General features: G+C 54.4%; 13 protein-coding genes. 6 read left to right on the top strand and 7 right to left on the bottom strand.

Annotated elements, in window-relative coordinates; all coding sequences use genetic code 11:
• Window positions 1-18: 18 nt before the first annotated feature.
• From RHI63_RS02915 to RHI63_RS02895, 5 genes are all read right to left on the bottom strand, one after another.
• Entirely contained in the window at window positions 19-726 is a 708-nt protein-coding gene (locus RHI63_RS02915; protein ID WP_310821811.1) for an SDR family oxidoreductase, read from the bottom strand.
• Entirely contained in the window at window positions 723-1697 is a 975-nt protein-coding gene (locus tag RHI63_RS02910; protein ID WP_206201000.1) for an acetyl-CoA carboxylase carboxyltransferase subunit alpha, read from the bottom strand. The genes RHI63_RS02915 and RHI63_RS02910 overlap by 4 nt, the downstream gene beginning before the upstream one ends.
• 23 nt (window positions 1698-1720) lie before the next feature.
• Complete coding sequence (locus tag RHI63_RS02905) at window positions 1721-2749, bottom strand: long-chain acyl-[acyl-carrier-protein] reductase (RefSeq protein ID WP_310743359.1); 1029 nt, start codon at window positions 2747-2749, stop codon at window positions 1721-1723.
• A 44-nt stretch (window positions 2750-2793) separates the two neighbouring features.
• Window positions 2794-3489 (bottom strand): aldehyde oxygenase (deformylating), encoded by a 696-nt coding sequence (locus RHI63_RS02900; protein ID WP_149820418.1) that lies wholly within the window; start codon window positions 3487-3489, stop codon window positions 2794-2796.
• Window positions 3490-3636: 147 nt separating this feature from the next.
• Window positions 3637-4083, bottom strand: coding sequence for a hypothetical protein (locus RHI63_RS02895; protein ID WP_206200998.1), 447 nt, complete (start codon window positions 4081-4083; stop codon window positions 3637-3639).
• 326 nt (window positions 4084-4409) lie between these two features.
• On the opposite strand from RHI63_RS02895, the gene grpE reads away from it, so the two are divergent.
• Window positions 4410-5096, top strand: coding sequence for a nucleotide exchange factor GrpE (grpE, locus tag RHI63_RS02890; protein ID WP_302677309.1), 687 nt, complete (start codon window positions 4410-4412; stop codon window positions 5094-5096).
• Between the two features lie 15 nt (window positions 5097-5111).
• Entirely contained in the window at window positions 5112-6464 is a 1353-nt protein-coding gene (gene miaB / locus RHI63_RS02885; protein WP_310801427.1) for a tRNA (N6-isopentenyl adenosine(37)-C2)-methylthiotransferase MiaB, read from the top strand.
• A gap of 11 nt (window positions 6465-6475) precedes the next feature.
• Here miaB and RHI63_RS02880 read toward each other — a convergent pair whose 3' ends face one another.
• Window positions 6476-7585 carry an ATP-dependent 6-phosphofructokinase gene (locus RHI63_RS02880; protein ID WP_310801426.1) on the bottom strand — a complete coding sequence of 370 codons (1110 nt, stop codon included), beginning with the start codon at window positions 7583-7585 and terminating at the stop codon, window positions 6476-6478.
• A 192-nt stretch (window positions 7586-7777) separates the two neighbouring features.
• Between RHI63_RS02880 and dnaG the strand changes: the two genes are divergently transcribed.
• Window positions 7778-9856 (top strand): DNA primase, encoded by a 2079-nt coding sequence (dnaG, locus tag RHI63_RS02875; RefSeq protein ID WP_310744789.1) that lies wholly within the window; start codon window positions 7778-7780, stop codon window positions 9854-9856.
• A 98-nt stretch (window positions 9857-9954) separates the two neighbouring features.
• On the opposite strand, the gene RHI63_RS02870 is transcribed toward dnaG, so the two are convergent.
• Window positions 9955-10632 carry a Crp/Fnr family transcriptional regulator gene (locus RHI63_RS02870; RefSeq protein WP_206200993.1) on the bottom strand — a complete coding sequence of 226 codons (678 nt, stop codon included), beginning with the start codon at window positions 10630-10632 and terminating at the stop codon, window positions 9955-9957.
• A gap of 112 nt (window positions 10633-10744) precedes the next feature.
• On the opposite strand from RHI63_RS02870, the gene RHI63_RS02865 reads away from it, so the two are divergent.
• From RHI63_RS02865 to RHI63_RS02855, 3 genes are read left to right on the top strand one after another with little or no spacing between them, the layout of a single operon-like run.
• Window positions 10745-13036 carry a nitric-oxide reductase large subunit gene (locus RHI63_RS02865; RefSeq protein ID WP_310800438.1) on the top strand — a complete coding sequence of 764 codons (2292 nt, stop codon included), beginning with the start codon at window positions 10745-10747 and terminating at the stop codon, window positions 13034-13036.
• 34 nt (window positions 13037-13070) lie between these two features.
• Window positions 13071-13787, top strand: coding sequence for an iron-sulfur cluster repair di-iron protein (ric, locus tag RHI63_RS02860; protein WP_310744787.1), 717 nt, complete (start codon window positions 13071-13073; stop codon window positions 13785-13787).
• Complete coding sequence (locus tag RHI63_RS02855; protein WP_206200990.1) at window positions 13787-14233, top strand: CopD family protein; 447 nt, start codon at window positions 13787-13789, stop codon at window positions 14231-14233. The genes ric and RHI63_RS02855 overlap by 1 nt, the downstream gene beginning before the upstream one ends.
• The last annotated feature ends 14 nt before the right edge of the window (window positions 14234-14247 follow it).

The raw sequence follows: 14247 nt of genomic DNA, 5'->3' as shown, positions 1-14247 counted from the left end.
GTGAAGGACAAAGGGATCCTAGAGGGTTCCGCCAAGGGGCATCACCACTAGCTCTTCCACAAAAGCCGTTTGCGGCAATTGAGTCGTGTACAAAATCGTGTTAGCAACGTGTTCAGGGGTTAACATCCCCGTGCGGTCAAAGTCTCCTGCTACGTCTTCCCAAATGGGGGTATCAACGGCGCCGGGACAGATGGCAATCACGCGGATACCGTGGGCGCGTTCTTCAGCCGCCATCGTTTTGGTCAAGGCCATGAGGGCAAACTTCGAGACACAGTAGGCGCCCCAGTCGGGAAAAACTTGGCGTCCAGCAATTGAAACAACATTTACTATCGTACCGCACTGGCGGGATCGCAGTTGCGGCAGTACCGCTTGCGAGCAAATGAGGGCACTGGTGAGGTTGACGTTAAGAATTTGCTGCCAGTCCGCCAAGGGTTGATCAATCAGGGGCGCAGTCCTAGCCATCCCCGCATTATTCACCAGTACATGGACATCGCCAACACGAGCGAGAATCTCATCAAGGCGCGATCGCAGGGGTTCAGGATCGCTAAAGTCCACGCTAAAGGTATGGGCTTCAACCCCACAGGCCACCACTTGGGCATGAACGGCAGCAAGTTTGGCGGGCGATCGCCCCAACAGCACGACATTAAACCCCGCTTGGGCAAAGGCAATGGCCGTGGCGGCCCCAATGCCACTACTGGCGCCCGTGATTAAGACTTGTTGGGTCATATCGCTTCACTAAAGACGCCCATGCGCCGAAACTTCTGATAGCGCAACTCCCGCCGTTCACTACTGCTGAGGGCTTGCACTGCCGCCAAATTTCGCAGGAGAGCCGCCTTGAGATTTTCCGCCGCTTCTACGGGGTTGCTATGGGCAGCGCCGACAGGCTCGGGCACAATTTCATCAATAATCCCCAGCTTCAGCAGGTCGCGAGCCGTAATTTTCAGGGCTTCCGCCGCTTGGGGCGCTTTTTGGGCATCGCGCCAGAGAATTGCGGCACAGGCTTCTGGGGGCGCCACACTATAGACGGCGTGCTCAAACATCAGCAGGCGATCGCCGACACCAATGGCCAAGGCTCCCCCTGAGCCACCTTCACCAATCACGGTACAGATGATCGGCACCTCAAAGCGAAACATCTCCCGCAGATTGTAGGCAATCGCTTCCCCTTGGCCAAACTTCTCCGCCTCTACCCCAGCCCAAGCCGCTGGTGTATCAATAAAGGTGAGGATGGGCATCTGAAAACGGTTCGCGTGCTCCATCAGACGCAGGGCTTTGCGATAGCCCCCCGGTGAGGCCATACCAAAATTGCGAGCCACATTATCCTTGGTGTCGCGACCCTTTTGCTGCCCCAGCATCACGACGGGTTGACCATTGAGGCGACCAATACCACCGACAATCGCTGGATCATCGCTGCCTCGGCGATCGCCATGGAGTTCAATCCACTCTTCGCTAATGGCTTGGATGTAATCCAGCGTGCTGGGACGGCGCGGATGACGAGCCACCTGCAGGGTTTGCCCCGGCGTCAGCTTACTGAAAATTTCATAGCGCAGTTGCTTGGCGCGCTCTTCCAATTCACGGATTTGCTCCGAGACATCAACGCCAAACTCCGAGGACTTATCCCGCACCTGCTGAATTTGGGCTTCTAGCTCCACAAGGGGCTTTTCAAACTCCAACAGAAGCGTGCGACGTTCGTTTGCCATAGGCGATTGGGTTCCTTTTGGTTTTACTGAGGGTTCAACAGTAGGGGCTGAAATCCGTGTTTACGGGAGACCTCACCAATTTGCTGCATCTTTTCCACCGTGATTTGATTGCGCCCCCAAGAGAAATTGGTGTGCCAGCCCTCAAACTCCAAAAGCATGGCTTCCGCAAAACAGGCAAACATCTGCCGTGAGGGCACATCCATATTCACAATTTCCATAATTTTCCAGTCAATATCGAGGGCATGCTCAACAATGCCACCATTGAGAACATGAATCTCTGGGTGCTGAATTTTGGTGCCCATATTTTTCGGGTAGCCGCCATCAATCATTAGCGAGGGGCGTTTTAACTGCTCAACACTCAGCTCGACGCCCTTGGGCATACTGGCCACCCAAACCACAATATCGGCAAGGGGCAGGGCATCCATTAAGTCTAGAATTTTCCCCCGTCCCAATTCCGCCTGTAGATCTAGCAGGCGATCGCGATTTCGTGCCACCAGTAAGAGATCCTGCACATCCAAGCAGGTATTCAACCAACGGCAGACAGCACTGCCAATATCCCCAGTAGCCCCACAGACAGCCACAGTTGCCTGACGCAAATCAATCCCCACTTGGGGCGCCGCCTGCTCAATTTGTTGGCAGATGATATAGGCGGTGTGGGTATTCCCCGTGGTAAAGCGGCGAAAGTCTAGCTCGATATTGCGAACGTGGGACATTTTCTCCAGATCAAAGTTCTCAAAGATGATCGAGGAGAAGCCCCCCAGCGCCGTAATGTCAATATCATGCTTTTGGGCATGGGCCATGGCGTTAATGATTTTGCGAGTCGCCGCCTTCACCCGCTGGTTGGCCAGCATTTCCGGTAAGAAGCAGGACTCGACGTATTTGCCATAGATAGTTTTGCCCGTGACGCTTGTCACCGTAATCTCATCGACGATCTGCGGCGGTGCCATACACCAAAATTCCAAGCCTTGATCGGCGTATTCGGGATAGCCTAACTGGTGGGCAACGGCTTGGGCGTGCTCCAGATTCGTCAGATGACCAATTAATCCAAACATACAAGCGTGCGGTGACTAAAATGTAACGATATGTTAAGCCACCCTTATGCCGCAGTTAGGCCATAAACCGACATCTTCATAATTTCGCGGGTGGTAAAGCCGATATTTTCTAGGGCACCACTGTACTGAATCATGAAGTCTTCCACAAGGGCGTCTTTTTCCATGCCAAGCACTTTGGCATCTGCTTCCACTTGGTTGAGCATTTTCCAGACCAAGGGCAGGTTGGCGCGATTGGCTTCTTCAACTTCCGCTTTGACGCTCTCAAAGTTTTCCTTTAACCAGATTTCGCCAAAGTTGAGGTGGCTGTACTCATCTTTGACCACACCCTCAGTAATTTTGCGGGCAAAGGGATCTGCCATCGGGATGTAGATGTTGTAGGCGGCGATCGCGAAGCACTCGATGATTAAAGCTTGAATCAGTAAGCAAGTCGCAATTTTCCCCTCTGCGAGTGCCGCTTGAAAGTTACCGTGCAGTTTTTCAAAGAAGGCCTTGGCAAATTCCATATCTGGGGTCACGCTCAGGTTGCGACCACAGGCCTCAAACCCCTTTCTGTGGCGGGCTTCCATCTTGGCAAGGCGGGTGAGTTCTTCTTGGTGCTCGGGCAGCAGCTTGGCTAGGTCAATGTAATTGTCGTGAGCTTCCTGTTCACCTTCAATGACAATGGCGTTGATGCGGCTGTAGGCATCCTTGTAGCGATCGCTATGGTAGTCCAACTCAGGGGTAGCGGTAGCCGTTGTCATTGCAAACTCTCCTAAACACAAATTTATTAGAAGTTATGAGGTAGCAGGGCTTCCGTTATCATAGCGCAGCAGCGATCCCCTGACGAGGGGCAGCGTGCCAGAGATTTTCGAGTTCCTGAATAGGCGAATCTCTATGCACCGATAGCACTAGAAACTGCCCATATTGCTTGGGGGTGGCACTTCTGGCAACGGCTGAGGGGGAGGAGCGACCGACTGAATAGGGCCATTGTAGTCAATGCGAATCATCGGATTGCTGGGGTCGGGGTTGACCGTGACAATACTTTCAATAGTTGGTGGTTCCGCAGGTGCCCCCCCTAGAAAGCGAAAGGTAAACGTACCATCACCATTGTCCACGTAGGGGGATTGACTCGCAGGCCCAAACATGGATGCTTCAGCGCGGTAGCGACTCAACCCGCCATTCGCCCGCTCTGCTGCCTGTCGTGCCCAATTCCGTGCCCGCTGGAGGACTGGATTATCTACCCCAAAGGGATTAAAGTTTTCCCGTGGTGGTAGCTCTGTCTGTGCCAGCACTGGACTGATACCTGTCAACGCGCACGCTAGAATCAGGCTGAATGTCATGGGGTGAAAGGACATCAACGCAAACTCCCACTCCTAAACTTTGCTTTGGCAGTCATGCCCTTAAGTGACGAGCAACTGAATCTTTCAGTTCCAAACCCAATATGAACCTTGTCCTAAAATAGGGGATCCATAAAGGGGAGGCAATCCTCTTCCATAGTGCCCCTCAGGTTTTTGGCTGCGTGCCAGCCTTGGGAAAAGAGCCGTAGTAGAGAAGTCCGTAATAGACGGATGCCTCGCCCCTATTGATACAATGGGTAAAGTGATAGGCTAAAACGATTGCACGAGTTAAACGCACTGCGGTGCGCAATCCACAGTCTAGAGGGCATAACCTGAGTCAACCTATGAGTGATGAAACCCTAACCAACCCCGCTGCTGAAGCCCAAGAAGGCGAAATTACCCCCGATGTCGTTGAGAATCATGCAGAGGCCACCACGAGCGAAGAGGGTCAAGCATCTGAGGCGACCTCTACGGATACTCCTGCGGATGCAGCGGACTTGCTAGAGAAAATTGCTGCCCTTGAAGCTGCCAAGGCTAGTCTTTCGCAGGTGGTGGAGGAGCGCAATAGCCAATATATGCGCCTTGCCGCTGACTTTGAAAACTTCCGCAAACGCACCCAGCGAGAAAAAGAGGAACTAGAGCTACAGATTAAGTGCAGCGTCATTGCTGATTTACTGCCGGTGGTGGATAGCTTTGAGCTAGCCCGCACCCACATTCAAACCGAAACAGAGGCGGAAGAAAAAATTCACCGCAGCTATCAGGGGGTTTACAAGCAACTGGTGGAATGCCTCAAGCGCATTGGTGTTTCGGCGATGCAGGCCAGAGGCAAGCCCTTTGATCCCAATCTCCATGAGGCTGTGCTGCGGGAAGCAACGAATGAGCACCCTGAAGGCACGGTGATTGAAGAACTCAAGCGGGGGTATATGCTGGGCGATCGCGTGTTGCGCCATGCCATGGTCAAAGTGGCCGCTCCTCCTGAAGAGGGTAGTGCCAGTGACACGAATCCCACCAATGATGTGACGGACGTATAGGGGCACTTCAAGGGAATGCCACGCCGCTACTACATCACCACCTTTGGCTGCCAAATGAACAAGGCCGACTCCGAGCGCATGGCCGGGGTCTTAGAAGCAATGGGCTTAGAACCGGTGGCCGAGCCGGATGAGGCCGATGTCTTGCTCTACAATACCTGCACGATTCGCGACAACGCCGAGCAGAAACTCTATTCTTACCTAGGGCGGCAAGCCAAGCGCAAGCATCAAGACCCCAACCTAACGCTGATTGTGGCCGGTTGTGTGGCTCAACAGGAGGGGGAACAATTGCTGCGGCGAGTGCCTGAAGTGGATCTGGTGATGGGGCCGCAGTATGCCAATCGCCTTGGCGAGCTGCTGGAGCAGGTGTGGAATGGCAGCCAAGTGGTGGCAACGGAGCCACTGCACATTGTTGAGGACATTACCAAACCCCGCCGCGATAGTACGGTCACTGCTTGGGTCAATGTGATCTATGGCTGTAATGAACGCTGCACCTACTGTGTGGTGCCGGGGGTACGGGGGCAAGAGCAATCCCGCCGCCCCGAGGCAATCCGCGCCGAAATTGAGGAACTGGCGGCTCAAGGCTACAAGGAAGTGACGCTCCTTGGGCAAAACATTGATGCCTACGGTCGCGATTTGCCGGGAATTACCCCAGAGGGGCGACGGCAGCACACGTTTACGGATCTGCTCTATTACATCCACGATGTGGCCGGCATTGAGCGGATTCGCTTTGCCACCAGCCATCCCCGTTATTTTACAGAACGCTTGATTCGAGCCTGTGCCGAACTGCCCAAGGTGTGTAAGCATTTCCACATTCCCTTTCAGTCGGGAGATAATGAGATTCTTAGGGCAATGGCACGGGGTTATACTCGCGAGCGTTACCTACAAATCATTGAAACGATTCGCCGCTATATGCCAGATGCCGCCATTAGTGCCGATGCCATTGTCGGCTTTCCCGGCGAAACAGAAGCCCAATTCCAACGCACCCTAGATCTGGTGGCGGAGGTGGGCTTTGACCAACTGAATACGGCAGCCTATTCACCGCGCCCGAATACGCCAGCGGCCACCTGGGACAATCAAGTACCGGAAGAGATTAAAGAAGATCGTCTGCAACGGCTGAATCATTTAGTGGCCACGATCGCCAGCGATCGCTCCCAACGCTATCTTGGACGGGAAGAGGTGGTGCTGGTGGAGGGGGTCAATCCCAAGGATCCGCAACAAGTCTATGGCCGCACGGATGGCAACCGCCTCACGTACCTGCCCGGCGATATTGAGACCCTACGGGGACAACTGGTGCGGGTCCGCATTACCGAGGCGCGAGCCTTTAGCCTCAGTGGCATGCCTCTTACAGCTCATTCCTTGGTTGGCTGATTTAGGGGGGGCTAGATCGCACAAATCACTTCATCGCGGCAGAGGGTGGGATCCACGTAGGGCAGCATCGGCTTATCGCCAACGTAAATTCCTAGGCCTTGAGCCGTGCGAATTAAAAAGCTATTGGGATCCACATGGCGTGGGCATTGAGCCACCACATCGGCAATGGGAACAGTGACCACCTGTCCTGCCTGCCAGGCTACCATGCGATCAAATGTCCCTTGAGCGGCTAAATCCACAGCGGTATGGCCCATGCCCGCTGCCAACAGCCGATCCATGGCCATGGGGGCACCCCCCCGCTGAATATGCCCCAACACCGAAACCCGCAGCTCAATGGGGATGGGACTGTGCTGGGCAATTTTATCGGCAATGTACTGACCAATACTGCAATGGCGGCGCTGGTGGGCGTCCTGCTCCAGTTCTTTGACACCCTCGGCAACGACGATGAGGGCAAACTTACGTCCCCAGCGATCGCGCAACTTTTGCAGATGCTGGCAAATGCCTTCAATGGAGTAAGGAATTTCTGGGATGAGGATCATATCGGCACCCCCAGCAATCCCCGAATACAGAGCCAAGTGACCGGCAGTGCGCCCCATCACTTCCACCACAAAGACGCGATCATGGCTAGCGGCGGTGGAGGTAATCCGACTCAGGGCTTCCACCACAATGTTGACGGCGGTATCAAAGCCAAGGGCGCGATCGGTCAAGGCGACATCGTTATCAATGGTTTTCGGCACGGCAAGGAAATTCCAGTTTCCCTTTTGCGCCAGTTGATGCAAAATTTTCAGGCTGCCATCGCCACAAATGGCAATAAGAGCATCCAAGCCCAATTCATAGTACCCAGCAATGACTTCATCGGCATGGCCAAGGGTATCGCCCTTATTAATTGCTCCGAGAATGGTTCCCCCCATGTTGAGCAGTACATCCATTCCCCCGAGACCCTCGGCATTGAGGGGGATCGCCTTCCGCTCAATTAACCCCTGAGTGGCGTGGAGAATGCCAAGCACCTCCCAACCGTAACTTAAGGTAGCATGGGCAACAATAGCACGGATGGCCGTATTTAGACCCGGGCAATCTCCGCCACTCGTAAACACACCAAGTCGTTTGCGGCTGGTACTCATGAATCCTTGCTCCCTATGTGAACGGTTATGGCCTCAAAGCCTGCCTCTGCGCCTAACAACGACACCGTCAACATCCTAGCGAAGGTCAATCGCCCTTGACTGCTTGAGTTAAGAGCTTGCAACATCCTTAGGAATCGTTAAATTTTGCAGCGGGGAATCTCTGATTAGGGGGATCGCTTAGACTAGTGATCTATGGAAATTCCTCGCCTACACCCCGATACGATTGAGGCGGTGCGCCAAGCGGTCAACATTGTCGATGTGGTGGCCGAGCACGTTGTCCTACGCAAGCGTGGGCAAGAATACGTGGGTTGTTGTCCTTTTCATGAGGAAAAAACCCCCAGTTTTACGGTGAGTCCCCTGAAGGGCTTTTATTACTGTTTTGGCTGTGGGGCGGGCGGCAATGCCATTAAGTTCCTGATGGAACTGCAAAAACGCTCCTTTGCCGAGGTGGTACTCGACCTTGCCCAACGCCATCAGATTCCAGTGCGCACCCTCGATAGTGAGCAAAAACAGGCCCTACAAGCGCGGCTCTCCCTTCAAGAGCAACTCTACGAGATTCTGGCGATCGCCACTAGTTTCTATGAACATGCCCTGCGGCAACCCATTGGCCAAGCCGCCCAAGACTATTTGCAGCGGCAACGCCATCTGCGAGAGGAGACGATTCAGCAATTTCGCTTGGGCTATGCCCCTGCGGGTTGGCAAGTGCTCTACACCTACCTTGTGGAGCAAAAAGGGTATCCCCCTCAGCTGGTAGAACAGGCCGGTTTGATTATCCCTCGGCGGACAGGGGACGGCTACTATGACCGCTTTCGCGATCGCCTGATGATCCCGATTATGGATGCCCAAGGACGGGTGGTGGGGTTTGGCGGTCGCACCCTCAGCAACGAAGAGCCAAAGTATCTCAACTCTCCAGAAACCCCGATTTTTAACAAGGGGCAGTTGCTCTTTGGGCTGGATAAGGCGCGGCAGGCGATCGCCCGCAAAGATCAAGCAATTGTTGTCGAGGGTTACTTTGACGTGATGGCGCTGCACCAAGCGGGGTTTTCCCAAGCGGTGGCCAGTCTAGGAACAGCCCTCAGCCAAGCTCAAATTAAATTACTGCTGCGCTACACCGAGTCGAAGCAAATTATTCTCAACTTTGATGCTGACCCAGCGGGAGAACGGGCGGCCGATCGCGCCATTGGTGAGGCTGCCGATTTGGCCTATCGGGGTGATCTGCGACTGCGAATTCTCACATTACCAGCGGGCAAAGATGCGGCTGACTTTTTCAGCGCGGGTGAAGCACAGCGGGAGCACTACCAAGCTCTCTTGGATCAAGCGCCCCTGTGGCTGGATTGGCAAATGCAAACCATTGTGCAGCAGTACGATCTCAAGCAAAGTGATCAATTTCAGCAGGCGAGCCAAGCCCTGAGCCAACTGTTGGGAAAACTGCCCAATGCCACACTGCGCAGCCACTACATTCACCACTGTGCTGAGCTATTGGGAGGCCATGATAGTCGCTTCGTTCTCCGTTTAGAAGAATCCCTGCGGCAACAGGTGCGGGGTCAACGTTGGCAGGGGCGATCGCAAAAATGGCAACGTCCGGCGGACTATAACCTCCGTCAAGCGGCGGAAGAACAACTGCTGCGCCTCTACCTCCACTGCGGCGACTATCGTCCCCTGATTCGCCAAGCCCTGCAAGCGCGGGACATTGAATTTAGCCTCTCCCACCATCGTTGGCTGTGGCGGCAGATCTTGGCCATTGAAGAAGCGTACTGTGCCGGTCTGCCAGCGCCCGATGATCCCTATACCACTGAGTGGCCCCTTCATTCGCCCACGGAAACAGGAACCCAACTCACGGATTTAGATTTGGTCACGCACCTTTTTGATCGCCTCGATGAGGCGGAGGAGGCCGCCCTCATTACTCCACTACTCCATTTGGATGAAACGACTGCCGTGAGTCTGGATCGTCCTGAACTCGTGATCCAAGCAGCGGCAGCAGCCCTTGAGCGCATTGCTGTTGAAAAGCGATGTCGCTATATTCTCCGGGCTTGGCAGGAAACTGTCGCGCTGATTTTAAGTGAATCCCTTGCCAGCGAAGCCCTGCGCCAGTATTTGGATCGCCTACTCACCGACAACGAACCTGCGATTGAGGACATCCCCGGTGTGGCGCCAGAGCGACTGCAAGTGCTTGCCCAACTGCGCCGTGACTACTACCAGCATCGCCAATACCTGCAGCAATTGGATCAGCAGCGCTGTCCGCCGTTGGCCGCAATTCGCAGCTATACCTAGGTCTAGTTCTGGCGCTGTTCAATACTGAGCCCCTTCATCGCTCCCCAAAATTGTTTCTGAAGGTTTTGAGCCGGTTGAGCCTTGGGGAAAAAGCTCGACTATTCTTCACTCAATCTTTGTAGCCGCTGGCGATCGCAGATGGTAATCTCATTGCCCTCTACCTTCAGAATGCCTTGGGTATTCAGGTCGTAAAACGCCCGCGACAGCGTTGCAGGAATAGTGCCTAGCAAAGCGGCCAGCTCTGTTTTTTTCAAATCTAGGGTAATACTATCTGGGCGATCGCTAGTGGCCAATCGTTGCAACAAATAGGCTGCTAGGCGTTGGGGCACCTGTCTAAAGGAAAGGTCTTCTATAAGACTCACCAAATGACGCAGATGCCTAGCAAAGCTAGCTAGCAAACGAACACTTAGATCCGCATCTTGGTGGAGCAAATTCAAAAAAGCGAACCGCGGCAAAAAGATCAGTTCAACGTATTCAATTGCTTCTGCCGAGGCAGGATAGGGCTGGTTATCGAAGGCCACCACCTCCGCAAAGCTGTCGCCCGGTTCAAAGATATTCAGGATTTGCTCCTTCCCTGCCGCTGAAAGATTAAAGACCTTGACCCGCCCGGTTTTCACAACAAAAAACCCCGCAGCGGCATCGCCTTTTCTAAAAATGATTTGCTGCCGTTGCCAAGTCTGTAACTGCGAAATTGCAACCAACCGCCCTAGCTGGGGTGGCGAAAGCTCACTAAACATTGGTGACTGGCGCAGACATTCCTCAATACCCGCTTTCATGACCCACCGTAAAAGTTAAATATTTCTCAAGGTTCCTTTTGACCTAAGTCAAGGCGCTACCCCCCAAGCCGCAGCTACCTTAAGTCTCAATAGCTGCCGAGAGGAAGTGTCTATGGCAAACGTCCCCTTCAATATTACTCAAGCAGCTCACCTAGAGCGAGGGTGGCACTTGCGGCTGCCCGCTTGGTTAGTGCTAGTCTGTGTCATTACCTTTAGTGTGCTGCTGACAGCAGGCGCCGTTATTTACCGGCATGCCCCGCCAATACCGACAACGATTGTCTCGCCCCAACAGGAGGTGCTTTTTAGCCGTGAGAACATACAGCGAGGTCAAGAACTGTATTTGGCACGGGGCGGCCAGCACATTGGCAGCATCTGGGGTCATGGCAGTTATCTGGCTCCAGACTGGACAGCGGATGTGCTGCACCGCTGGGGTCTAGCCACCGCTGGAATTCTCTACCGCGGCGATGCGAGCTTTAGCCAAGCAGATTGGGAGGCACTCTCTGCCTCTGAGCGGGCTCAACTACAGGTGCAAGTGCAAGAGCAATTTAAGCCCAACCGTTACAATCCTGAAACAGGAGTGCTGACGCTCACCCGTGCTCAAGCCCAAGGACTGCGCCACGTCTTTGAGCAGTACAAAACACTGCTATCCCAAGGTGCTGCGGCGCACTCTATTCCGCGCAACTGGTTTACTGATCCCGCACAAATCCGCGATGTGACTGCTTTTTTTGCCTGGACCGCTTGGGCAGCAGTCGCCACTCGTCCTTTGGCGCCCTTTTCCTACACGGCGAATTTTCCCCATGATCCACTGGTGGGCAACCAACCCCCAGGGCAGTTTGTCATTTGGTCGATTGTCTCAGTCGTTGTGTTAATTGCTGCGATCGCCGGCTTTCTCGTTGTCTATCTGCTCCAAGGGGAGGATGCGGTTCAAGCGGTAACAGAACGCCCCGCCATCCGCCTTGCCACCCCCAGCCAAAAAGTGACTACCCTTTTCTTTGGGGTGGCCATGGGTCTGTTTCTCCTGCAGATCCTCATGGGCATGGTTACTGCCCACTATGCCGTGGAAGGGGATGGATTTTATGGTGTGCCGATTCAGCAGTATCTCCCCTACGCTGCCTCACGGACATGGCACCTGCAACTGGCGGTCTTTTGGATTGCCACCTGTTGGCTGGCGGCCGGTCTATACTTTGGCCCTCGCTTTGCGCGCCATGAACCGAAGTTTCAGGCTTGGGGAAACATGGGGCTTCTGATTGCCCTCACCGTAGTGGTTCTTGGTTCCCTTGGGGGAGCTTGGGCAGCCGTTCAGGGCTATCTGGGTGCCCAGAGTTTTTGGTTGGGCCATCAGGGCTATGAGTATGTGGAGCTAGGGCGACTTTGGCAACTCTTGCTGATTGGTGGCATGGTATTTTGGTTATGGTTGATGTTTCGGGCGCTGCGACCTGCCCTTCAGGCAGAAGGGAGCAAGACAGGCCTCAACCACTTTTTCCTTTACAGCGCCATTACCATTCCCCTCTTTTATGGGGCAGGGCTGATGTACACCAACCATACCCCTCTCAGTGTGGCCGAGTATTGGCGCTGGTGGGTGGTTCATCTGTGGGTAGAGGGCTTCTTTGAGGTCTTTGCCACGGTGGCGATCGCCTACTTGTGCAGTGAACTGGGATTCCTAAGGCGCTCCGCAGCTCTGCGGGCCACTTACTTGACCACCATTCTCTACCTCGGCAGTGGTGTCATTGGCACACTCCATCACCTCTATTTTGCGGGTACACCGGTTCTGATCACTGCTTTGGGCGCTGTGGCCTCAGCGTTGGAAGTGGTTCCCTTGACCCTGATTGGGTTTGAGGTTCTGAAGTCGCTGCAGCTTTCCCAAGAAGCCCAAGGGTTCTATCGGCTACCCCTGCGATTTTTCATTGCTACCTGCTTTTGGAATTTGCTGGGGGCAGGGGTCTTTGGTTTTCTAATCAATCCACCGATAGTTCTCTACTATTCCCAAGGACTGAATACGACGCCAATTCATGCCCATGCCGCCCTCTACGGCGTATACGGCTCGCTGGCGATCGCCTTAATGCTCTTTGTTCTGCGGGAAATCACCCCGGAAACTGCTTGGGATGAAAAGACCTTCAACTGGGCATTTTGGTGGCTCAACGGTGGCTTGGTGGGCATGCTGGTGCTCGGTCTGATTCCCAATGGCTTCTATCAGCTGGTGCAATCCATTAACCACGGTACTTGGTATGCCCGCAGTGGAGCCGTCATTCACTCCCCCTGGATGGAATGGACCGTCTGGCTGCGGATTCCTGGGGATGTCATCTTTGCCGTTGGTGCCGGACTGCTCATCTATGGCGTAGGACGCGCCCTCTGGGGGATTTGGCGGCAGCCCACTGTTGCGGTCTCCCTCGACCTTACCCCCTAGATTCTCTCTCCACCTTGCATTTGGAGGCCTGACCATGACATCTTTACAACTGACGGATACGGTGGGTGCCCTTGTGCGGGATTACCCTTCCTTAGCGGCCTTGTTTGAGACGGCAGAGATTGATTACTGCTGTGGCGGTCAGCAAACCCTTGCTGAAGCCTGTGCCCAGCGGGGCATCGATGCCCAAACCTTCCTTAAGGAGCTAGAAGCTGCCATAGAAACTGCTCCTGAGCCGGCGATCGCTGACCTTTCACTGACCGCCCTCGTTGACCACATTGAAACAGTGCACCATGCCTACTTGCAGCGGGAACTCCCCCGTCTCGAGGCGCAGGCGGAGAAGGTGGCGGCCGTTCACGGCTCGCGGGATGCCCGTCTCCAGCAACTGCACGCAACCGTCGTGGCCTTGGCCGCAGAGCTAAAAACCCACCTCCAAAAAGAGGAGCAAGTTCTGTTCCCCAGGCTGCGGCAGTTGGAGAAAAGCTATGATCAGGCAGTCAATGTCTTGATCCCAGCTGCGATTGATTGTATGCAACGGGAGCATGCAGAGACGGGCGTAGCCCTCACCCAGTTGCGGCGCCTGAGCGATGGTTTTACGCCGCCTGAGTGGGCCTGCAATACGTACCGCGTGCTTTTGGCAGGGCTGTTGAGCCTTGAGAAAGACTTGCACCAGCATATCCACAAGGAAAACAATCTCCTGTTTCCCAAGGCGATCGCCCTCCTTGAAGCCAAGCGTCTAGCCTGTGCGTCGTGATGTTATTCAAACTCCTGGTGATTCTCCATACCCTCGGCGCAACTGTATGGGTGGGCGGGCACCTTATTCTTGCCCTAACCGTTCTGCCCAAGGCCCTCAGGCAGCAGGATGCAACGCCCATCCAGCAGTTTGAGCAGCCTTTTGAAAGGTTGGGTCTGGGGGCATTATTGCTGCAGCTGCTGACGGGTATTGCCCTAACCCTCATTTATTTTCCCGGCGGGGTGGGATTTTGGCCACCGCAGTCTGTGGTCTCCCAATATGTTCTCGTGAAGTTGGGACTGTTGCTGGCAACCCTTGCCCTCGCTGTACAGGCTCGGTGGTTCATTTTGCCCAAGCTGACAGCAGAAACACTGCCCCGGCTGGGGTTTCACATTATGGGGGTCACAGTTCTGGCTGTTCTGTTGACTATTTTTGGTGTTGGTATTCGTCTAGGGGGATTGGTTTAGTGGAGGATGCAATT

It is taken from the genome of Thermosynechococcus sp. GLH187 (genome assembly GCF_031583395.1).
Classification (GTDB): Bacteria; Cyanobacteriota; Cyanobacteriia; order Thermosynechococcales; family Thermosynechococcaceae; genus Thermosynechococcus.
The sequence above is the reverse complement of the archived record's forward strand: the minus strand, read 5'-3'. Positions and strand labels throughout refer to the sequence as shown.

Bases quoted from the DNA above. Each gene is read 5' to 3' on its own strand.
- RHI63_RS02915 (WP_310821811.1), bottom strand. From the start codon at position 726: ATGACCCAACAAGTCTTAATCACGGGCGCCAGTAGTGGCATTGGGGCC.
- RHI63_RS02910 (WP_206201000.1), bottom strand. From the start codon at position 1,697: ATGGCAAACGAACGTCGCACGCTTCTGTTGGAGTTTGAAAAGCCCCTT.
- RHI63_RS02905 (WP_310743359.1), bottom strand. From the start codon at position 2,749: ATGTTTGGATTAATTGGTCATCTGACGAATCTGGAGCACGCCCAAGCC.
- RHI63_RS02900 (WP_149820418.1), bottom strand. From the start codon at position 3,489: ATGACAACGGCTACCGCTACCCCTGAGTTGGACTACCATAGCGATCGC.
- RHI63_RS02895 (WP_206200998.1), bottom strand. From the start codon at position 4,083: ATGTCCTTTCACCCCATGACATTCAGCCTGATTCTAGCGTGCGCGTTG.
- grpE (WP_302677309.1), top strand. From the start codon at position 4,410: ATGAGTGATGAAACCCTAACCAACCCCGCTGCTGAAGCCCAAGAAGGC.
- miaB (WP_310801427.1), top strand. From the start codon at position 5,112: ATGCCACGCCGCTACTACATCACCACCTTTGGCTGCCAAATGAACAAG.
- RHI63_RS02880 (WP_310801426.1), bottom strand. From the start codon at position 7,585: ATGAGTACCAGCCGCAAACGACTTGGTGTGTTTACGAGTGGCGGAGAT.
- dnaG (WP_310744789.1), top strand. From the start codon at position 7,778: ATGGAAATTCCTCGCCTACACCCCGATACGATTGAGGCGGTGCGCCAA.
- RHI63_RS02870 (WP_206200993.1), bottom strand. From the start codon at position 10,632: ATGAAAGCGGGTATTGAGGAATGTCTGCGCCAGTCACCAATGTTTAGT.
- RHI63_RS02865 (WP_310800438.1), top strand. From the start codon at position 10,745: ATGGCAAACGTCCCCTTCAATATTACTCAAGCAGCTCACCTAGAGCGA.
- ric (WP_310744787.1), top strand. From the start codon at position 13,071: ATGACATCTTTACAACTGACGGATACGGTGGGTGCCCTTGTGCGGGAT.
- RHI63_RS02855 (WP_206200990.1), top strand. From the start codon at position 13,787: ATGTTATTCAAACTCCTGGTGATTCTCCATACCCTCGGCGCAACTGTA.